The organism is Mailhella massiliensis, from assembly GCF_900155525.1.
Lineage (GTDB): Bacteria > Desulfobacterota > Desulfovibrionia > Desulfovibrionales > Desulfovibrionaceae > Mailhella > Mailhella massiliensis.
Map to the genome: position 1 here is coordinate 341,537 of NZ_LT706951.1, position 19,052 is coordinate 360,588.

27 protein-coding genes are annotated in these 19,052 nt (G+C 60.1%); 3 read left to right on the forward strand and 24 right to left on the reverse strand.

Annotated features, from left to right (window positions below):
• Positions 1-32: 32 nt before the first annotated feature.
• From CZ345_RS07125 to CZ345_RS07235, 24 genes are all read right to left on the reverse strand, one after another.
• Positions 33-458, reverse strand: coding sequence for an ATP-binding protein (locus CZ345_RS07125; protein WP_077072475.1), 426 nt, complete (start codon positions 456-458; stop codon positions 33-35).
• A 95-nt stretch (positions 459-553) separates the two neighbouring features.
• A complete protein-coding gene (locus CZ345_RS07130) occupies positions 554-889 on the reverse strand; it encodes an STAS domain-containing protein (protein WP_077072476.1) in 336 nt (111 codons plus the stop codon).
• Positions 890-912: 23 nt separating this feature from the next.
• Positions 913-1,563, reverse strand: coding sequence for a type III secretion system export apparatus subunit SctR (gene sctR / locus CZ345_RS07135; protein WP_077072477.1), 651 nt, complete (start codon positions 1,561-1,563; stop codon positions 913-915).
• 15 nt (positions 1,564-1,578) lie between these two features.
• The gene (sctQ, locus tag CZ345_RS07140; protein ID WP_077072478.1) at positions 1,579-2,628 is read right to left on the reverse strand and encodes a type III secretion system cytoplasmic ring protein SctQ; all 1,050 of its coding nucleotides are present in this window, start codon (positions 2,626-2,628) and stop codon (positions 1,579-1,581) included.
• A gap of 15 nt (positions 2,629-2,643) precedes the next feature.
• Entirely contained in the window at positions 2,644-3,369 is a 726-nt protein-coding gene (locus tag CZ345_RS07145; RefSeq protein ID WP_077072479.1) for a hypothetical protein, read from the reverse strand.
• 20 nt (positions 3,370-3,389) lie between these two features.
• On the reverse strand, positions 3,390-3,890 hold the full coding sequence (locus tag CZ345_RS07150) for a type III secretion protein (protein WP_077072480.1): 501 nt from the start codon (positions 3,888-3,890) through the stop codon (positions 3,390-3,392).
• A gap of 2 nt (positions 3,891-3,892) precedes the next feature.
• Positions 3,893-5,209, reverse strand: coding sequence for a type III secretion system ATPase SctN (gene sctN / locus CZ345_RS07155; RefSeq protein WP_077072481.1), 1,317 nt, complete (start codon positions 5,207-5,209; stop codon positions 3,893-3,895).
• 15 nt (positions 5,210-5,224) lie between these two features.
• Positions 5,225-5,842: an HrpE/YscL family type III secretion apparatus protein gene (locus tag CZ345_RS07160; RefSeq protein WP_077072482.1), complete on the reverse strand. Its 618-nt coding sequence runs from the start codon at positions 5,840-5,842 to the stop codon at positions 5,225-5,227.
• Positions 5,821-6,477, reverse strand: coding sequence for a SctK family type III secretion system sorting platform protein (locus CZ345_RS07165; RefSeq protein ID WP_077072483.1), 657 nt, complete (start codon positions 6,475-6,477; stop codon positions 5,821-5,823). Before CZ345_RS07165 ends, CZ345_RS07160 begins: the two co-directional genes overlap by 22 nt.
• A gap of 12 nt (positions 6,478-6,489) precedes the next feature.
• Positions 6,490-7,254, reverse strand: a complete 765-nt coding sequence (gene sctJ, locus CZ345_RS07170) for a type III secretion system inner membrane ring lipoprotein SctJ (RefSeq protein WP_077072484.1) — start codon at positions 7,252-7,254, stop codon at positions 6,490-6,492.
• 15 nt (positions 7,255-7,269) lie between these two features.
• Positions 7,270-7,716 (reverse strand): hypothetical protein, encoded by a 447-nt coding sequence (locus tag CZ345_RS07175; protein ID WP_077072485.1) that lies wholly within the window; start codon positions 7,714-7,716, stop codon positions 7,270-7,272.
• Positions 7,717-7,797: 81 nt separating this feature from the next.
• Positions 7,798-8,169, reverse strand: coding sequence for a tetratricopeptide repeat protein (locus tag CZ345_RS07180; protein ID WP_077072486.1), 372 nt, complete (start codon positions 8,167-8,169; stop codon positions 7,798-7,800).
• A 170-nt stretch (positions 8,170-8,339) separates the two neighbouring features.
• A complete protein-coding gene (locus tag CZ345_RS07185) occupies positions 8,340-8,585 on the reverse strand; it encodes an EscF/YscF/HrpA family type III secretion system needle major subunit (RefSeq protein ID WP_077072487.1) in 246 nt (81 codons plus the stop codon).
• Positions 8,586-8,600: 15 nt separating this feature from the next.
• A complete protein-coding gene (locus tag CZ345_RS07190) occupies positions 8,601-8,807 on the reverse strand; it encodes a hypothetical protein (RefSeq protein WP_077072488.1) in 207 nt (68 codons plus the stop codon).
• Positions 8,800-10,311 (reverse strand): type III secretion system inner membrane ring subunit SctD, encoded by a 1,512-nt coding sequence (sctD, locus tag CZ345_RS07195; protein ID WP_077072489.1) that lies wholly within the window; start codon positions 10,309-10,311, stop codon positions 8,800-8,802. Before sctD ends, CZ345_RS07190 begins: the two co-directional genes overlap by 8 nt.
• On the reverse strand, positions 10,311-12,122 hold the full coding sequence (sctC, locus tag CZ345_RS07200) for a type III secretion system outer membrane ring subunit SctC (protein WP_077072490.1): 1,812 nt from the start codon (positions 12,120-12,122) through the stop codon (positions 10,311-10,313). The genes sctD and sctC overlap by 1 nt, the downstream gene beginning before the upstream one ends.
• A gap of 20 nt (positions 12,123-12,142) precedes the next feature.
• The gene (locus CZ345_RS07205) at positions 12,143-12,589 is read right to left on the reverse strand and encodes a type III secretion system chaperone family protein (RefSeq protein WP_077072491.1); all 447 of its coding nucleotides are present in this window, start codon (positions 12,587-12,589) and stop codon (positions 12,143-12,145) included.
• A 131-nt stretch (positions 12,590-12,720) separates the two neighbouring features.
• Positions 12,721-13,587, reverse strand: a complete 867-nt coding sequence (sctB, locus tag CZ345_RS07210) for a type III secretion system translocon subunit SctB (protein WP_077072492.1) — start codon at positions 13,585-13,587, stop codon at positions 12,721-12,723.
• Positions 13,588-13,719: 132 nt separating this feature from the next.
• Positions 13,720-14,739, reverse strand: a complete 1,020-nt coding sequence (locus CZ345_RS07215) for a hypothetical protein (protein WP_077072493.1) — start codon at positions 14,737-14,739, stop codon at positions 13,720-13,722.
• A gap of 3 nt (positions 14,740-14,742) precedes the next feature.
• Complete coding sequence (locus CZ345_RS07220) at positions 14,743-15,225, reverse strand: SycD/LcrH family type III secretion system chaperone (RefSeq protein WP_077072494.1); 483 nt, start codon at positions 15,223-15,225, stop codon at positions 14,743-14,745.
• Between the two features lie 69 nt (positions 15,226-15,294).
• Positions 15,295-15,558 (reverse strand): hypothetical protein, encoded by a 264-nt coding sequence (locus CZ345_RS17390; protein WP_239446638.1) that lies wholly within the window; start codon positions 15,556-15,558, stop codon positions 15,295-15,297.
• On the reverse strand, positions 15,531-15,851 hold the full coding sequence (locus CZ345_RS17395; protein ID WP_239446639.1) for a hypothetical protein: 321 nt from the start codon (positions 15,849-15,851) through the stop codon (positions 15,531-15,533). The genes CZ345_RS17390 and CZ345_RS17395 overlap by 28 nt, the downstream gene beginning before the upstream one ends.
• A gap of 95 nt (positions 15,852-15,946) precedes the next feature.
• Positions 15,947-16,474, reverse strand: a complete 528-nt coding sequence (locus tag CZ345_RS07230) for a hypothetical protein (protein ID WP_077072495.1) — start codon at positions 16,472-16,474, stop codon at positions 15,947-15,949.
• A gap of 51 nt (positions 16,475-16,525) precedes the next feature.
• The gene (locus tag CZ345_RS07235; protein ID WP_077072496.1) at positions 16,526-16,819 is read right to left on the reverse strand and encodes a hypothetical protein; all 294 of its coding nucleotides are present in this window, start codon (positions 16,817-16,819) and stop codon (positions 16,526-16,528) included.
• 309 nt (positions 16,820-17,128) lie between these two features.
• On the opposite strand from CZ345_RS07235, the gene sctW reads away from it, so the two are divergent.
• From sctW to sctX, 3 genes are all read left to right on the forward strand, one after another.
• Positions 17,129-18,250 carry a type III secretion system gatekeeper subunit SctW gene (sctW, locus tag CZ345_RS07240; protein WP_077072497.1) on the forward strand — a complete coding sequence of 374 codons (1,122 nt, stop codon included), beginning with the start codon at positions 17,129-17,131 and terminating at the stop codon, positions 18,248-18,250.
• Between the two features lie 3 nt (positions 18,251-18,253).
• Positions 18,254-18,619 (forward strand): CesT family type III secretion system chaperone, encoded by a 366-nt coding sequence (locus CZ345_RS07245; protein ID WP_077072498.1) that lies wholly within the window; start codon positions 18,254-18,256, stop codon positions 18,617-18,619.
• A 66-nt stretch (positions 18,620-18,685) separates the two neighbouring features.
• Positions 18,686-19,051, forward strand: coding sequence for a type III secretion apparatus assembly protein SctX (gene sctX, locus CZ345_RS07250; RefSeq protein WP_077072499.1), 366 nt, complete (start codon positions 18,686-18,688; stop codon positions 19,049-19,051).
• Position 19,052: the final 1 nt, after the last annotated feature.

Here is a 19,052-nt window from a genome sequence, read left to right on the forward strand (position 1 = left end):
TTTCTTGTATCCTTGCGCAGGCGCACGGGCGGTTATTCCTCTTCCGGCAGGGCGAAGTAGACGTCGATGCAGTTCACGCCGTCCTCGAGGGAATAGGCCTGATGCGTGGTGACGCTGCGTATGAGGTAAATGCCCAGTCCTCCGATGGGACGGCTTTCCGTATCCAGGGAAAGATCCGGCGCGGCAACCTCTGCAAAGGGATTGAAGGGCGCGCCCCGGTCCTTTACGGAAAAACAGAGCATTTCCTTTCCGTCGAAAAAGACTTCGCGCAGCGCGATTTCCGCATTGCCGGTCACCCCTTCGGGGTAGGCGTAGCTGAATACGTTGACCAGAAGTTCTTCCGTGACCAGTTCCAGATTGAGCAGCAGAGGGAGGAACTTCTCCGGTATATTGTCTTTGAGAAAGGTGTTGACGGCGTCAAGCTGTTCCAGTCGCGCCGGGACATGGAGCTGCGGCATGGCGGCCTCCTGCGGTATGCGAGTGTGACATGCGTTCGCGGAAAATCCCATCCGTCCGGCGGAAAGCGCGGGGCGGAATCCGGTCTGTCTGCGGCTCAGCGCATTCCCGCAAGAGCCTCGTCGAGGCCGGGATAGACCTTGAGAATGGAGGTGAAGCCGGAAAGTTTGAACATGTCCGCCACCATGGCCTGCATGGAACAGAACGCCAGCGCGGTTCCGGCGCTCTTGCAGGCCTTGCCCATGGTGAGAATGCCGCGCAGCCCGGCGGAACTTATGTATTCAAGTCCCTCCAGATCAATGATGATGCGGCCCGCCCCTGCGGAGAGCAGGTTCTGACATTCCTCATTGAACTGCGCCACCGTGGTGGCGTCCATGCGGCCGGAAATTTTGGAGACGGTCACACCGTCCTGAACAAAGGTATCAATCTGCACGGGAATCCTCCGGGATGACTGGATTACTGATAGCTGAGCATCAGCCCCTGGCTGATTTTCAGCCAGCCGTCCAGCGTGACGAAGAGCAGAAGCTTGAACGGCAGGGAAATGGTGGTGGGAGAAACCATCATCATGCCCATGGCGAGCAGGATGTTGGAAATGATGAGGTCGATGGCGATGAAGGCGAGATACAGCACGAAGCCTATCTGGAAGGCCTTGGTAAGCTCGGAAATCGTGAAGGCCGGAACCATGATGAGCATGTTGTCCCTGCTGATCATGTCGTGGCGTTCTTTGGGCCAGATGCGTTTTGCCGTACCCATGAACATGTTGGTGACCTTTTCGTCGGAATTGGCGGAGAGAAAGCGCTTGAGCGGCGGGGACGCCTGCTCGGCCACTCGGACGATGTCCGAGAACCCGGGGTTCGCCGGTACGGTGATGTTCTTCACGATGTCCATGGTATCCATGGCCACGGGCGCCATGATGAACACGCTGAGAATGATGGCAAGCCCGTTCATGACCATGGTCGGGGGCACCTGCTGCACGCCGAGGGCGTTCCGCACCAGGGAGGTGACCACCACGATCTTGACGTAGGAGGTGACCATCATGAGGAAGAAGGGGGCCAGTCCGAGTACGGACAGGCCCGCCATGAGATACAACGGATTGATGTCGCCCATGGAGGCTCCCGAGTGCTACAGCGTTTCGGCGATCTGTACGCCGAGCACGCCGTTCATGTCCACAAGGCGCCCCCGTGCAATGGCTTTGCCGTTGGCGCGTATGGTTACGGGAGACTGCATGTCGCTGTTGAGCGAAAAGGTGTAGCCCGGCGTGAGCGCTTCCAGTTCGCCCACGGTAATGAGGCGGCGGTCGAGTTCAAAGCTCAGGCGGATGTCGATGTCGTTTTGCAGGGAGCTGTCCATGGAGGGTTCCGCTTCTTCGGATAGGGGTGATGTGAGCGTGGCGTTTCCGCCTTCTGCGGTGCAGAGGGCGGAACAGGTGCGGCCCGCACCGTACAAAATACGCAGCGTCAGCGTTTCGGGAGCCGTCCATGCCTCGGGAAGGAGCACATCCTCCACGCCGAGGCGAGCGACCTCTTCGGGCTTCAGAAAAAGATAGCCCGATTCCAGTACGACTTCAAGGGGAACGGCTTTCAGCGTTTCGCTCAGCGGGCCGCTCTGCCGCTGGGGCAGGGCGCGCAGGGCGTCGGCGAGTACGGCGGCCTCTTCGGCCTTCGAGGGAGAAAGCCGAAGGAAAAGCGTCTGTTCGGGAAGGCCGTTGCAGGCGGAAAGCACGGCTTTGAGCCCCAGGGAAAAGGGAACCTTCACTGACTCTGCCGGAGAAAATCGCACGTCGGTCACGAAAACGGGCAGGTTCAGGTGCTCGCGCAGGGCGGCAAGCGCTTTTCCCAGCATCGATTCCAGGATCGCACGGCGCACTTCGCCGGGCAGCGTTCTTTCGTCGATATCAGGGGCGTTTCCGGCATCGTCCGTAAAGACTTCGTGGCGCAGAAGCAGGGCCGCATCGTCCAGTTCCGCGTACCACAAGGTTCCGCCCATATCCAGATCAAGAATGCAGGCCGGAGCGAAGCCGGGCGTGTCCGGCAGGGGCGTGAGGTCGACCTTGCCCGCGCCGAAAGCCGTGCTCCACGGGCAGGGGCGAAGGCTGACGCTGTTTTGAAGAGATGCCTTTTCCAGAGGGAGGGAAGGAGCCCTGTAGGCAGGGTAATATGCAAATTCCGCCATGATTCTGACCCGTGTTTAAAAATGGTTCGTGTCTTCCGCCATATAGCCGCGCGATCTGCGGCCGGCATCGTTTTCTTCCCTGTCTGCTTCCCGGCTCACGTCCACGCGGACATCCGATTTTTCCATCCGTTCCAGCCCGGCCCTGAGCGCGTCCTGCGAGGAAACCATGGTCTGGAAGGCGGAAGGATCGGTGCATCTGACGGATACCTGAAGTATGCCGTCCACGCCGCGCCGGAGCACGATGTCCGTACCCTGAAAATCGCGTCCGCCGAGGGAAAGGCGTACCTCGTGCCCCCCCTTTTCCGGCGTGGAGACCAGAATACGTTCCACCAGCTTTTCCAGGTCCGGCCCGTCGGGAGCAGGTTCCGCTGCGGGAGCGGCCTGTTCCATGCGGCCGGAAAAAAGACTGTCCAGCGGGCTGGTCATGCCCGCCATGGAAGCGGTCGCGCTCTGGGGGGCTTCCCCGGAGTTCTCCCGGCCTTCGCTTGCCGTTCTCCCTCCATCCTGCCCATGCCTTTCAGGCTTTTTTTCCGCGGAACGGCTGAAGAGCCCGGAAAGCCGGTCGTCTTTTTGGGAGCGGCCGCTTTCCAGATCGTGTCTCCCGGGCCTTTCCTCCATGGACTTGCGGAAAAGGGCGGAAAGCCGGTCGTCGGGGGCGGCAAGGGGAGCTCTTTCCCCGGACGGAGAAGTATCGCCTCCCGCCGACGGAACGGACTGGGAAATCTTGATGTCGGTGCTCATGGATTCCTCCTTGGGAAGCGTCAGGCGTCCTCGCCTTCCGCTTCCGCTCCTTTTCGGGAAATGGGACGGAATTCCTCCAGTTCCAGGTCTTCCTTGTGCTCGGCTTCCTTTCTGGCTTCTTCCTGCCAGATATCCTTGTGGGCCTGTATCTTGGAAGTGTTCTTCCGGGCAGCCTTCACGGCTTCCTGCGCTTTGCGGAGTTCTTCTCTGCGGCGCTCCACAGTCTTCTGCGCCTGCGCCACGGCCTGTTCTCTGTCGTTTTCCTGCGCGGCAAGCAGGGCGAGACCGTTCTTGAACGCATCCAGCTTTTCCATGCTCATGGGCACGTTCATGATGGCCTCATAGCGGCGGTCCTCCTCTTCGACGCGCCAGATGCGGAACTCCTCAAGTTCCTTCCTTTTTTTCTCCACAGCCGCTTCCGCTTCGCGAAGCGCGCCCTCGGCATTGCGCACCCCGCGCTTTGCTCCCTCCTCCCGGTAGAGGCGTACGGAGATCAGCGCTTCCAGAGGATAGCGTTCCACGGTCAGCGTACGGCTTCGAACAGACCTTCCAGCGTCTGTTCAAAGGTGCTTTTCTCGTCAAGGCCCTGTTTGAGAAAGGCGTTGACCTTGTCGATATGGGCCAGGGCGTCGTCGGCTTCCTTGTCCGCCCCTTTCTTGTATTCGCCTATCTGTACCAGAAGTTCCACTTCCGCGAATTTGGCGAGTATCTGGCGCAGTCTCTGGGCCGCCTTCTTATGCTCCTTGCTGACGATGGCGTTCATGACGCGGCTCACGCTGGCCTGCACGTCGATGGCCGGGTAGTGGTTGCGCGCCGCGAGCTTGCGGGAGAGCACGATATGGCCGTCCAGAATGGAACGGGTTTCGTCGGCAATGGGTTCGGTCATGTCGTCGCCTTCCACAAGCACGGTGTAGAGTGCGGTGATGGACCCCTTGTCGGAGTTTCCTGCCCGCTCCATCAGCTTGGGAAGTTCCGAAAATACCGAAGGCGGAAAGCCCCTTCGCGTAGGCGGTTCGCCTGCGGCGAGTCCTATTTCGCGCTGGGCACGACCGAAACGGGTGACGGAATCCATCATGAGCAGAACGCTTTTGCCCTGGTCGCGGAAATATTCGGCTATGGCCGTGGAGGTATAGGCGGCCTTCAGGCGTTCCATGGAGGAACGGTCGGAGGTGGAAACCACGAGCACCGCCTTTTTCCTGCCTTCCGGCCCGAGGTCGTGTTCGATGAATTCCCTCACTTCCCTGCCGCGTTCGCCGATGAGGGCAAGTACGCACACCTCGGCGGAACAGCCCTTGATGATGCTGGAGAGCAGGGTGGATTTGCCGCCGCCCGCTGCGGCGAAGATGCCCATGCGCTGGCCTTCGCCGCAGGTGAGCATACCGTCCAGCGAGCGCAGACCGAGGGTAAGCGGCCTGCTGATGATTTTTCTGGTCATGGGGTTGGGGGCTTCGGCAAATACCGGGTAGTGATGGCGCGTTTTCAGCGCGGGGCCGCCGTCCATGGGCTGCCCCAGTCCGTCCAGCACGCGGCCGAGCAGCTCTTCCCCCACGGGGACGGAAAGGATTTCTCCCGTAGGAATGACTTCCGTGGCCGGTGAAACGCCCTGACAACTGCCCAGCGGGGACAGCAGGGCCACGTTGCGAACGAACCCCACCACTTCCGCCTTGAGCTGGAAGTTCTCCCACGGGTTCCTGAGTATGCAGAGCTCTCCTACCTTCACGCCGGGAACCACGGCGCGGATGATGGTGCCCACCACCTGTTCCACGCGGCCGCGCACTTCCACGGGCGTGGTGGTCTGCACCGCTTCTTCCAGGAGAGAACCGATATATTCGAAAGCCATGGTGAAGTCCCGTCGTTACTGGCTGATTTTGCTGTGGAAGGCGTGTTCCAGCGCCTTGAGCTGGGTTTCAAGCCCGGCATCCACCACGCCGAGTTCACTTTCCAGAATGCAGGAATCGCGGGGGAGCCTTGCGTCGGCCACGATGGTGAGGAAGGAACTGCCGGAAGATCCCGCCGTCATGGCGGAAAGCGCCGAGGCCACGGCCTGTTCATCGGCCGGGGATACGCGCACCGTCACCTTCTGCTGGCCGCGCACCGTGTTCAGGGCGTTGCGCACGATGCTGACGATGCGTTCCTTGTCGTCCATTTCTCCGATGATTTTGCGTATGGCCTGATTCACCACGCTGACCAGCGTGTTTTCAATGCCTTCGATGAACTCCACGGAAGAGAGTATGGTTTCCATCATCTTTTCCGCGTGTTCCAGTTTGCCCTGCTCGAGGCCTTCGCGATACCCCTCTTCCTTCTTCCGCTCATAGGCTTCTTCCGCGGCTTTTTCCGTGGCCGCGGCCTTTTCCCTGGCGGCGGCAAGCAGCGCGTTCGCTTCCAGAAGCAGACCGTACTCTTCCGCCTTCAGAACTCTGGTACCCGCAGCGGGGGTGACGAAATCGGTGTTCAGTCGAAACAGGGTGCCCATTGCGGAGCCACCTCCCTGAGCAGAATTTTTTTCATGGTGAACCACAGGGCCGTACGCTGACCGCGCGTAAGCTCCGGCCGGAAGGCATCCTGCTCCATGACCGGAAAGCGGGGGGCGGAAAGCGTGCGCAGCGTTTCCGGCCAGTCGGACCGGATGAGGAAAAGGGCTGCCGTTCCCAGCTCCCGGATGCGCGCGGCCAGCGTTCCCCGGGAAGACGGAGGAAGCAGAAGAGGGCGCAGACTGCCTATCTGGTAGCGGCCGCGTTTCAGCGCGTAGGCGTAGATTTCCGATCCGAGGTCACGCCTGAGTTCCCGCACCTGTTCTGCGGCGATCACGCGGGAAAGTTCTTCGGCGTGGACCGCCGCGCCGAGAAAGAGACCGAGCCTGCGGAGAGTATCGGCATCCATGAGGGCGAGCCTTTGCGATTCCTCGGAAAAGTTCCAGTATTCCCGTTCGTTGCGTGGGCATGGCCAGGCTCTGCGGAAGGACGGGCAGGCCCAGAGTGCGGCCGCATTTTTGCCGAGGGCTTCCAGCGCTTCGGGCATGGCGGAAGAGGAGCCCCGGTTGAACTCCAGCATGGCCCGGAAAAGCGGAGGCCTGAGCGCGATGATTTCGGCAAGAAAGCGGTAATCCATGGCGGCTCCGTTTTACTGAGCCTTGTTTCTGTTTCTGCGCGCGTATAACACGGCCGCCGCGGCCAGCCCGGCGCATGCCAGCAGAAGCAGCGCCCCGAGCCCTGCGAAAAGATACGCCTTTTCCCTGTCGTCCTGTTCGCTCTTCTGCGGCATGGGCACGCTTACCTGTTCCCGCACGGGCACGAGCATGACGGACACCTTGTCCTGCATGAGGCCGGGAACGGCGTTGGCGGCCAGCTCCCGGATATGGGAAATGAGGCGCGTGGCCTGGGATTCCGGCGTATGGCGCAGAAAGACCGCGGCGCTGGGGGGCGTGACGTTGCCTGTGCCGAGATCGGTATGCCCGAGAACGACGTGTACTCTGGCGGTAAGCACGCCGTCTATGCGGGAAAAGGTATCGGCCAGCTCCTGGGAAAGGGCGTAGGCAAGGCGTGCCTGTTCTTCCGTCGTGGAAGATATCATGCCCTGGGCGGCGAACACCTCGCCGAGGCTTTTGAAGTCTTCCCGCGGGAGGCTGTTCTCGCGCAGAATTTCCAGTGCCTGCACGATCTGCTTTTCCTCCACGGCTATGCTGAAGTCGTTCTTGGCGGCGACTTTTTCCGCGCTTATGCCGTGGCGCAGCAGCACGGAAAGCATGGTGTTGGCCTGCGTTTCGCTGAGTCCCTGGTAGATTTCCGCCTTGCAGCCTCCGAGCAGAAGGGCGGCCAGAACAAGAACAAGGCACAGCGCACGGTGAAAACAGGAGGCGGAGGCAACAACGGAACGGAAGGACTGCATGGCGGCGTTTCCCTGTCAGGACTGGTTGCGGAGCAAAGAATCAAGCCCCTGCGTGGTCTGCTGTTTGACGTTTGAGCCGATTTCGGCCTGAAAGCGGAGCATTCCCACCTGAAACTGCAGGCGGTACAGCTCGGAAGGGCTGGGGAGCGTTTCTTCCCCTCCGCGGATGGAAGCGCTTTCGTTTCCCCGGACAGGTTCCGTGCCTTCCGTACGGAGCGGTTCTCCCCCGACTCCGGCGGAGGCGGTTTTGTCCGTGCGCGGGACCGTCTGTCGGGAAAGGTCGGCGGCCTCGGTCGGCATGGCGGGCTGCCCCTGCTCCATGAGGGACTCGAACATCCGGGCGAGTTCGGCCGGCACGGGAGACGGACCGGAACTGACCAGACCTTCCCCGGGGGAAAGGCCTGTGCGTTCCAGCGCGTCCAGCAGGCGGCTTGTCGTGGATGTCGTGAAACCTATGTCCATACGGTGCTCCCTCCGTGCGTGAGGCGCGGGGCGGAACGTCTCCTGCCGGGAAAAGCTTCGCTATGAGGATGCGCGGACGGCTCAGGCCTGCCGTATCTGTTCAAGGAGCGATTTCGCAAGCTCTGCGGAGGAGTGTTCCTCTTCCGCCAGAGGCTGGAGAATCTCCTCAGCCTCATCCTTTTTGTCTGCGAGGAAGAGACAGAGGCCGAGCATGACCCGCCCTTCGGGATCATCGGGGTTTTCGGAAAGAACTTCGGAACGGAGTATCGTCTCGGCCTGCCCGTATTCGCCGATGACGATATGGCTGAGAGCACGGCCGATGAGCGCGGGCGCATGGCCGGGGAGCACGGCGAGAATGCCTTCGTAAATGGTGCGGGCTTCCATGACCATGCCCTTGTGGCACCCCGCGTTGGCGATGTCGAGCAGGCGGACTATCTGGGAATCGGTAAGCATGAGCGCTCCTGCGTATGCTGATGGGAAAAGGTTCGTAGGCGGGCGGCGCTGCTGCCCGCGCGTTGCGTGACGTCCCGGCCGGGCCTGTATCGCAGAATGCCTGCGGCGGGCCTTTGGGGGAAGGCGGTGCGCGGCCGGAGTGGGCGGCGTGCGCTCCCGCCTCCGTTATCTCAGCTGGAGCGCTGGGCCAGGCTCTTCATCATGTCGGTCATGCTCTTGGTCACGGTGGAAAGAGATTCCATCAGCGTGTTGTACTGGCCGACGGCAAACTGCAGGGAGATCATCTGTTCGTTGCTCAACTCGTCGCCCTGAGCGATCTGTTCCATCTGGGCATTCAGTTCCGCACCCTTGGTGCTGACGCCCTGCAGGGTATTTTCAAACATCTGGTTGATATTGAATCCGCTGACAGCATCCATGATATACTCCTTGAATCAGGCAAAAATCTTATCGAGAATGGAAGAGGCCGCCTGTGCCGCCGCGCGTGCGGCCTGCGCCGTTTTCATGTCGTCCGGGGTAAGGCCTCTGTCCATGGTGCGGCGGATGTCCGCGTCCATGGCGGCCACTTCGTCCCTCACGGCGGTCTGTGCGCCGTAGGGGGCATGTTCCATGATGTCGAGAACAGAGACAAACTCAGTCATGGGAACCTCTCAAAGGGTAGAGGGTTGTGTTGTTGTTCCTGGTCAGCGTCAGCGCGTCGACGGAAATTTTTTCCAGTACGTAGCCGCCCGGCAGTTCTCCCCCTTCAAAAACGCGTTCGCCGTTTTTAAGAGTGATGAATTTCATGGGCCCCATGGAAACCGCCGTAACCTGGAAGGCGGAGGAGCTCTCTTCCTTCCGTGCAGACGGGGCGGAGGAGCTTTCCCGCTTTTCCTGACGCGTGTAAATGTTGTCGGACTTGCCCGGGCCGGGAACCTCCGCGCTGTTGATGATGTCGAAGGGCACGGGTACGCCGAGCTTTTCCTTCACCGCGGCGACGACCTCCTCCAGCGCGGATTTCGTCTGCGGGGTGAAGGCTCCGCGCAGCACTATCCTGCCGGGCTGATATTCCGTTTTCACCTCTCCGAGTCCCGCCCCTGCAAGAGCGGGCATCAGCAGTACCTGCACGTCTTCCTCGTGCCGGATGTCCTGAAAGAGCGACAGCTTCGGACTGCCTCCCTGAGCCTCCGGCCGGAGGGCGGGCACGTTGCGAACGGCCTCCGTAAGCGCCTGTTCCTCCATTACGCCGTTTTTGATGTAGCCCTTCACAAGAAGTCCGGGATGGGCGGAAGGCGGCAGCTCCGTCACTTCCGGGAACAGGCCCAGCGCGTTGAAGGAGGATTTCACCGCATCGGCGGCGTCCGACCGTACCGTCACATCCAGATATACGGGGAAATGCAAAAGTTGTGCCAGACGGAGTATGCGGCCGCGTTCCCTGTCGGAGGCAATCCGGCCCGTGACGGTTACGCTGTCTTTCCCTCCCGTGACGGAGAGTTTCTGATAGCCCGCTTCGTCCAGAAGGGCGCGCATGATCTGTTCCGGCGTGCGTTCAGGCCCGTTTTCCTGCCAGGTAAAGCACAGAAGGCCTGCAAGCCCGCAGGCGAGTATCAGCCCCGCCGCCTTGAAAATCCGGCCGGAGGCTCCGGATTTTTTTGGCTCTTCATCCGCGGGGACTTCCGCAAGGTCCGGCAGGGGAGAGGCTGCGGCCACATCGTTGGCGTTTTTTTCCTTCTCTTCCGTCTGCTCCGCCAATATCGTTGCCTGAGATGCGGGAAGGGCTTCCGTGATTTTTTCCGGTTCCGCCTGCGCTTTCGCCCGTTCGAGGCAATCTTCCACTTCCCGCCAGGCGGCGTCGCCCGCCGTGGAGTTTTCCGTCCATGCCAGAATGACCTGGCCGAGCCTGAAGGGGCGTCGTACGGGGAGCCTTTCCTCACCGGAAAGGGTGTTTTCGAAAAGAATCACCGTGCCGTCCAGAGGTTCCGCAAAAACCTGAATTTCTTCTTCGGACGGAAGAACGCGCAGAGCCGCGTGACGGGGAGCGAGCGAGGAATCGCTGAGGATGAGATCGCAGGAATCGTCGGTACCGATGACATACGTCCCTTCCGTCAGCTCGATTTCCGCCCCGAGGTGAAGGCCGGAAAAGATTCTGAGCGTCACGCCGTCCATCACAGCGTCCTTTCCGCACCGGAGACGGTGGATACGTCGGGCGTGCGGGAAGCGCGGGAACAGCCTGCGCCTTTGGAGCGGACGGGAATGCGCGGTTCGTAGTCGGCCTGTGTGGCGGTGCGGTGGAAGGAAGGATCTTCCACCTGGCTGGGCACGTTGTTGCCGGAAAGTTCCACGATGCGCGGCGTGATGAGAATGAGCCGTTCCATTCTCTTGCTCTGCTTTGCATTGCTCTTGAACAAATGCCCGATGACGGGAATATCCTTGAGCAGGGGAACGCCGCTTTCGTCCTGTCCCTGCTGCTCATAGTAATAGCCGCCGATGAGCAGACTCTGCCCGGCGCTGACGATGGCCTGGGTGTTGATCTTGGTCTGTTTGATGGGGGGCACTCCGGCGCTCGTATCGACGCTGGTGCTGCTGTCCTGATCATCCTGCACGCTCACGGCAAGCTTGATGGAGGTTTCTCCGTGCTCGCGGATGATGTGGGGCGTCACGCGCAGCACGGTACCCGCCTCGACCTTGTACAGATCCACGGCCTGGTAGCCTTCCACTTCCACATAATAGGTGGTGGTGTTTTCCAGCGTGGCCTGAATGTTGTCCACCGTAAGAACGGAGGGGCGGCCCAGCACGCGGGCTTCGTTGTTTTCCTCAAGAGCCTGTATGCGGGCGAGAAAGAAGTCGCTGCCGTGGGTGTAGATGGTGGAAAGGGTGAGACCCGCGTTGTCCATGACGCCGGGGGAGGGCATACCCGTGCCGTTGGAGGTGGAACCCGTCGAGGTGCCGCCTCCGCTCCAGCCGTTGCCGCTGCCGCCAGACCCCTGGAAGGCGATGCCGAGTTCGCGCTTGAAATCGGTATCGATATCCACGATGGCGGCGTGAATTTCCACAAGTTCCACAGGCTTGTCCAGATCCTTGATGACCTGCGCGTAATAGGGCATACGGTACGCCGCATCGCTGACGAGCACGGCGTTGACGCGCGGGTCGGCCATGATGCTGATGCTGCCCGTGGAAACGGGGGTGGGAGAGACCTGCGGCTGCGCGGGGGAACTCTCTTCCCTGCCCAGCGCCGAAAGTCCCTTGCCTCCCAGCTTTTCCACCGTGGCCTTTTCCTGCGTGACGCGCGTGCCCGATACGGGAGTACCCATGACCATGGCGCGCAGGATGGTGGCGATTCCCGGCACGGTGACCGTTTTGTCCATGCTGCTTACCGTCATGTCTTCCGCCCAGGCATGTTTGAGCGGAAAGACCCGCATGACGATCTGCTCCGTCTGCGAGGCTTCGAACGCGGCTGCGGCGTTTCTGATCTGCGTGAGATATTCCGGCGGGCCGGAAACGGAAATGACGTCGCCCGCACCTCCCAGCGTCGGCGGAAGCTGCGGGGAGAAGACGACGGATTTTTTCAGCGCGTCGTAAAGCTGCCGCGCCGTACCCGTGCGGGGAGAAAGAAAGATGCGCTGACTTTCGCCGGCATGGTAGAAGTAGATGGTATTGCCGAGCGTGTACCAGTTCACGTCGAAGGCGCTCTGCATCCCGGCAAGAAAGGTAAGCGGTTCCACATCCTGAAAGCGCCCGCTGACGGTTCCCTTGACGGCGGGGGAAAGGGATGCCGCATAGCCTTCGGCCCGTGCGAAGTGCATGAGCACGGTGCCGAGTTCCTGGCTGTCGGCATAATAGGAGAAGGGGTGGCGGAAGGTCGCCGCCGAAGCGCTGCCCGCCGTGAGCACGACGAGGCAAAGGCAGGCCAGAACGACCTGCCGGAAAAAGAGGGAAGCGAAGGCTGAGGCGGCAAGAAGGGAGAAATGTTTCCGCATACGCTGTCCTTGAAAAACTATCAGCCGGGGAACCAGTTGCCGAAGGGAATGCTGAACGGCGAGGCGTTTTTTGCCGGGGAGGTTCCCGCGCCGGAAATCTGCCGCTTCCACCACGCGAGATCGTTGAGGAAATCCCGCACCTCCGGTACCAGAACATCGGCGGAGGCTTCCGACAGCAGGAAGGAGCGATGAAGTTCCAGACCATGTTCCCCCATGCTGAACACGGAACGGCGTTTTTTCAGGCATCCGGCGGCAAGGGCGGCAAGACGTCTGAGTTCATCGTCGTTTTCAGGAGCGCCGCCGAGGGAGGCAAGCAGTATGCCTGTTTTGTTTTCCGGGGAACGCAGGGTAAAGTCCAGCCCGCCTTCCAGCGCGAAGTGGAAGATTCCCTCATCATCGGGACTGGCCTGCTGCCAGCCCGCTGCACGGGTGATGATGTCGGCTGTCTGCTGAAGCGGCGATGCCATGGCAAGCTCCTGAATTTTTCCCACTCTAGTGATTTTTGCCGCGCTCTGTCAAATTCCGTTCTGCTGGAGCAGCGTCGTCTGCGGGTGCGGATAAGCTGCTTTCCGGCGGGAGGATTTCTCCCGCCGGCCGTTCAGCCCAGAATTTTCGTTCTGGTCTGATTGATGTTCTGCTGTATGGTGTCCTGACTGCTCAGCGCCTTCTGAATAAGAGCCTTCAGGGATTCGTCCAGGCTTTCCAGATTCTGCTGTTGGGCGCGGATGCGTTCCACATCGGCTTCCGATTCCTTGAGCGCGGCGTCATACATGGTGGATACGCACTGTCCGATGCTGCCGAGTATGCTGTTTGAGCCGCTCATCACGGAATTGAAGGCCTGCACTCTGGCGTTCAGCATGATGTCGGCCTGCTGGCGGACCAGCGTGGAGGCGCTGTTCGCCTTGTCCAGAACGGAGTTCATGGCCGCCTCGCCTGTTATGGTCTTGGTGCCGAACCCGGTGGACTGGTCGATGGAGTCGGTGAACGCTTTGCCGGCGGCCCTTTCATTGGCAGCCATGCCCTTGACCGTGATGCCCACGGACGCCGCACCCTGGGCTATGCTCAGCGCGCCGGTGACGACGCCGGTAACGAGTTCGGTCACGGCCTTTTGACGGATGGTGTCGGCTTGGTCCTGTATCTTGTCGACCAGTTCTTCCGTCTGCAGGGCACGAATATCGGCATTCCGCCGCCGTTCTTCCGAAGACATTTCGGTAATCAGGGCAAGATAGGTGCTGCCGAAGGAGGGAACAGCGCCGATGCAGCTTACCGAACCCGAAGGCGCGGGGAGCAGATCGGCGACTTCATTCATGACATCCTTGAAGTTCAGCGTACCGTTTTCCGAAAGACTGATGAGAAGATTGTCGAAGTCGGAGTCCGTTTTCCCGGTGGCGCTGGTATAGGTGGCCTTCATGGAGTCGTATATGGACTGATCGAAACCGACGAGATTATTGACGCTGATGGACATATCAATATCCTTATCGTTATAGGCAGGAGAGAAAAGCAGTCTCACGGGAGCGTTCCTCTGCATGTGCAGAGCGGATGCGGAGGTGAAACTGTGCGGCACTTCGCGATGCTGCGGGGAAAACGCGTTCTGCGTTCAGGCCATGGCGGGGGCGGCACCCAGAATGGCGGCCTGCGTGTCCACACATTCACCCACGATTTCCCTCACCTTGCTCATGAGGGCGTTGGCCCGTTCCATTTCCGATTCCACAAGATCCCGATCCATCTTGATGGCTTCGCGCAGGCGTTCGAGAATGGCCTCAAGCTCCTTGCTGTCGGCCTGGCTTTGGGAAATGTTGTAGGAGAACACCGCCCCTGCGATGGTGGCCGCGCCCGTGCCTATGCTCGTTACGCCGGAGGCGATGTTCGCCGCCTTTGAGGCGATGGACGTGATCTGTGCGGCCTTCTGGACGGTCTGACTGGAGATGTTGGCGATGCTGCCGGCGCTGGAGGCGAAGCCCGCGCCGAAGCTGACGCCGATGGAAGCGACCATGATAGCCATGTTCACGCCAAAGCCGAACCACTGGGCGGCTTCGTCGCTCATGCCCATTTTTTTGCCGAGTTCCGTAAAGCCCGCGGCAATGCTGTACTTACCGTCCGAGGCGAGGGAAACCACGCTGTCGATGGTCATGGCCATACCCACCACGCCGGCCGCGACGAGCAGGGGGTTGCCCGTCAAGGCGCCCGCCACGATGCTGGCTGTGGAGGCTATGGCGCCCACGATGGCTCCGATGATCTGGAAGGCCTTGAGAAATGCGTTGGCCACGGATTTCTTTCTCATTTCCTCGAGGCGATCGACGATTTCCTGCAGTTCCTTCTCATTGATTGCCGCCTGTTGTTCGCCCTTGAGTTCCAGACTGGCCACGCCGTCGCGGCAGGCTTGGCGGCGCACGTCGTCGCCGATGGCATTCATCAGTGTGTCGAGCGAGAGGGAACTGGAGGAAATGGGCAGGTCGGGAAGACCGAGTTCTTCAAGAAGCTGCTGAAGGGCTTCTTCCCTGGCGTCGGGAACGGTGGAAGTGTCGGAGGTGGTGGAACCGGTTTTGTTTGTGCCGGCGCTCTGGCTGTTGAAGACGGCGCCCAGAGTGGTATTGGTAACGGTATTGAAGTCAACCATGTTTTACTCGCTTGCATTGAGCATGGTGAGGAGGACGCGCGCCTTCCTGTGGCAGTCGGCATGGGCGGGGTTTGCTTCCTCACCGAGAGTGAGCAGCCCCTTGAGCGCGCCGATGGCGTTTTCCCTGTCGCCGAGCTGGATGTAGCACTTGGCCGCGAAGAGGAAGGGAACAGGATTGCGCAGAAGGTCCACGGTTCCGGCCATGGCGTAGGCGTCGATGGCGCCCTTCAGATCGTTCTGTGCCTGGCGGCATCCGGCAAGGCCCAGCCAGAACCGCACTTCCTTGTGCCTGTACAGGCAGAGAGCCTGGAACACGGTACTTGCGTCGGCGAAGTTGCCGGAAGTGTAGAGGTTGTAGGCAAGGGCGTACAGGCCTTCTATCTGCTCATCCGAAACATTGCACACGTCGCCGATGCTGGCGCCTTTGTTCAGAGCGGTGATGATGGCGGCGATTTCGTTGTCGTTGAGGGGGGTATTGTCTGCCATGGTGCTTCCATCCTGAAGAAGATTGTTGTGGGAGAACAAGGGCCTCGCGGCAGAAAGCGTCTGCCTGGCTTACTGACCGCGGGCGAGGTTGGTGAGGGTCTGGTTGGCGTTGGCGATCTGGGTGTTCGCGCCCTGGAGGTAGGAGTTGTACTGACCGATGAAGTCCTGCAGGTACACCATGAGGGTCTGCGTCTTGTTGCCGACGGTTTCCTGATAGTTGGTCAGGCTCTTCAGGGCGTAGTCCCATTCGTCCTTGCCGAGAATATAGTCCTTGTCGTCGTTGGGGAAGCTGAGACCGCGTTCGCTCATGAAATCGACCAGCTCCTGCGACATGGGGTAGCAGTCCTTGCCGGAGGTCGTCGTCCCGCTGATGCTTTTTGCCCCACGCCCTTTCCGTCTTCGCCCATCTGCTGGCAGTTGCGCGCCTCTTCGATCATCTTGGCGCACAGTTCCTGCTCTTCCTGAATGTCTTCGATCTGCTTCATGTAGGATTCAGCCTGGTTCTTGCAGATTTCGGACTGGGCGAGCTGGAGCTTGGCGAACATCATCTGCACGCTGCCGGTGGGGCCGAGGTCGATGGTGTCCAGAATTTCGGAGAGAAAGCTTTTTCCGGTAACCTGTGACATGGAGTGTCCTTGCTGATGGAGAGGTATGAGCAGGGAAAAGCCGGGACGGGAACCTGTTCCGGCTCCGCGCCGGAAACCGGAACAGGAAAAAGGGGTTATTGACCGCGGGCGAGGTTGGTGAGGGTCTGGTTGGCGTTGGCGATCTGGGTGTTCGCGCCCTGGAGGTAGGAGTTGTACTGACCGATGAAGTCCTGCAGGTACACCATGAGAGTCTGCGTCTTGTTGCCGATGGTTTCCTGATGGTTGGTCAGAGATTTGATATTAACATCCCATTCTTCCTTATAGTGGTAATGGTCGCCGCCTGCGGAATCTTCAGTCAGCCCGTATTTTTCAAAGTATGCTACCATTTCTGCAGGCATTTCCGTAGTTTTTTTGCCGGAGGAGGCATCTTGTGAACTGGCTTCATTCTGAAGCTTTCTGGCCATTTCAATCATCCTGGCGCATTCTTCCTGCTCTGCCTGAATCTGTTCGATCTGGTCCATATAGGCTTCCGCCTGATTCTTGCAGATTTCGGACTGGGCAAGCTGGAGCTTGGCGAACATCATCTGCACGCTGCCGGTGGGGCCGAGGTCGATGGTGTCCATGATTTCGGAAAGAGAGCTGCTGTTGGTGACCTGAGTCATGGTAATACTTCCTTGAAATTAAAAAGAGTTGCTAGCTTGGAAGGAGTTCAGTCAGATGCGCATGGCGCCGCGGCGGGAACGACCGCCCGTGGTGGAGGGGCCGGCGGCGAGTTTGGCCTGAGCGGCGCGGGCTTCGCCTTCGCGCTTCGCTCTTTCCGTGGCTTCGGCCATGGCCTTTTCCAGTTCCGGGGTGATTTCCGCCTCGTTCAGGGTCACTTTTTCTTCTTCGGCCAGGCCGAGAGCCTTCTTCTGTTCCGCAAACACGCTGTTGAGGCGGGAAAGTTCATCGGCGAGGCGGGTGATTTCCTGTTTCTGATTTTTGAGATCCTGTTCGGTAAAAGCCATGATGTATCTCCTTCAAGAATGGATGGGGCAGACATATTGCCGTGTTGCGGCTTTCGTCTTTTATTATGCAAGAAGCGTGCCAACGTAAAAAGCCCCTTTTTCAAGGGCCGGAAGAAAAAGTATGACCTGTTCCCCCGGCGGAAAAGCCAATTTTTTTGGCATGAAGGGGAAGAGTGTTGCCATACCGTTTGCTTTTGGTCATACTACCAGAGTCGCCGGGGGCTTGCAATGGCCGAAGCTTGGGACAGCATGGATTTGATGGCTTTGGCATGTTTTTTGCATAAGGGCATAGAGAAAGGAGTGCATATCATGCCTATTGATTCCATATCCAGCCCTTTATATGCGGGAGGGGTCGCGCACCAGACGGAAAGTCGCTCCGTCAGCGGCAGTTTCATGGGAAATGCCGTGGTGCAGGTTCCTTCGCCGGAATCGCTGCTGGCCGACGCGGCGGAGGAGCTTTCCTTTTCCGCCGACACCACGGATGAATTTGAACTGGAAGAGCGCAGGGAGCGCGACAGAATAAGAGAATCCGAGGAAGACCGCGTGAAGCTCTACCAGGAGCTCATGCACGAAGCGGGCAAGAGCGAAGAGCTCAATCAGATGCGCGACAGCCTGCGCAACAGGGCCGATTCCCGCCGTGCGCTGGACAAGGTGCGGGAATACTTCCCCGACCCTTCCGATGCGTGGGCCGCCCTGAAGAAGATGCAGGAAGAGCTGCGCGGGGAGGAGGGGGCGGACAGGGCCCTTGTCGCCGAGGTGGACGCAGCGCTCGCCGAACTTGAGGAGCGCGAGGGAGCGGCCATCCGTGCGGGCGTGCAGGGCGCGCTTGCCGCCGCAGGTTTTTCGGATCTCGGCGGCAGCGACGACATGCGCGATTTCTACCGCCGCACGGTATGCGAGTTTTCCACGGTGAACGAGGTGTTCGGCCATGTCATGGAGACCTACGGCGGGGATTTCGAACGCGCCATGGATTTTCTTTTCTCCGCGCTGAGCGCCGACATTGCGGCCGATACGCCCAGCATGGGCGTGCGGCATCTGGAAAGCGTACACGAGAATCTCGGCAAGGTGCGCCTTACCCAGAGTGCATACCGCCTCTGCCAGAACATGATGGACCGATGGGAAAGAGTGCACGGAGTGAAGACGCGCGAAGGCGGCCTTACCGCGCTGGAGCTTCTGGGCGACATCGTGGATCTGCGCACGAAGCGTTTCCTCGGTTCCATGCAGATAGAGAGCATTCTTGCCAAGGCGGGGGCCCCCGATATAGAACGGGAGGTGCTTTTTCTGCAGGAGCTTCTGACGACGACGCGGAATTTTCCCACGGCGCTTTTCGATGACGAGCAGGGCCGCATGAAGGTGCTGGACGCCGTGCAGGAAGCCGTGGACAAGGCCGTGGAACGGGAAGACGAATATCTGGCCCAACAGGAAGGTTGACGGATGCTGGATCATGAAATGGAGGCCTTCGGGCGCAGGCTTGGGCTGGAATCGCTGTCGTTCTCCTCGGAAGGGGTGGCCCGTCTGGATATCGCCAATATCGGCAGTTTTTATCTTGAAAAGGCGGAACATGACGGCAGGCGCGAGATTCTGGCCTATCTTTCCGCCCCTCTGCCCGAACACGACACGGGCGCGATCCGCCGCCTGCTTTCGCTCTGCAACTACCGGCACGCCTTGCCCATGCCTCTTTATGCCGGAGTGTTTTCCGGCCGGGGTATGCTTCTCACCCGCATGGATGAAGACGGCGTGACGGCGGCCTCGCTGGAAAACGCGCTGCGTTTTCTGGCGGACCTCATGCACGGCGCATAGGAGCGCTCCGCCCCGGCAGGAGCGGGCGGAACGACCGCCGGAACAAAGATTCAAGGAGCATGAACGATGCCCTCTTCCATTAATCTTCTCGATTCCTCTGTGGGAATTCAGCATGTCATGGACATGCCGGAACCTGCGAATCTGCCCCGGGCCAGGGAACTGGCCTCCAACGCGCTGAACGAACCCGGCCTTGAGGAACTTTATGCTCCGGGCAATGCTTGGCAGCTTGTGGAACATGCCCTCTGCCCCGACGTGGGGGACGGTTCCATGCTGAACCCGGAAACCTTTTCCCGTACGCTGGAAGAATGCCTGCACGAGCTGAAAGACAGCTCCGACCCCGCCGTTCAGGACATGCTTTCTCAGGAACTTGTGCCCCTCATGCAGAACGGGCAGCTTCTTCAGGCCTATCTCGGCCTGATGATAGGAGGCTGAG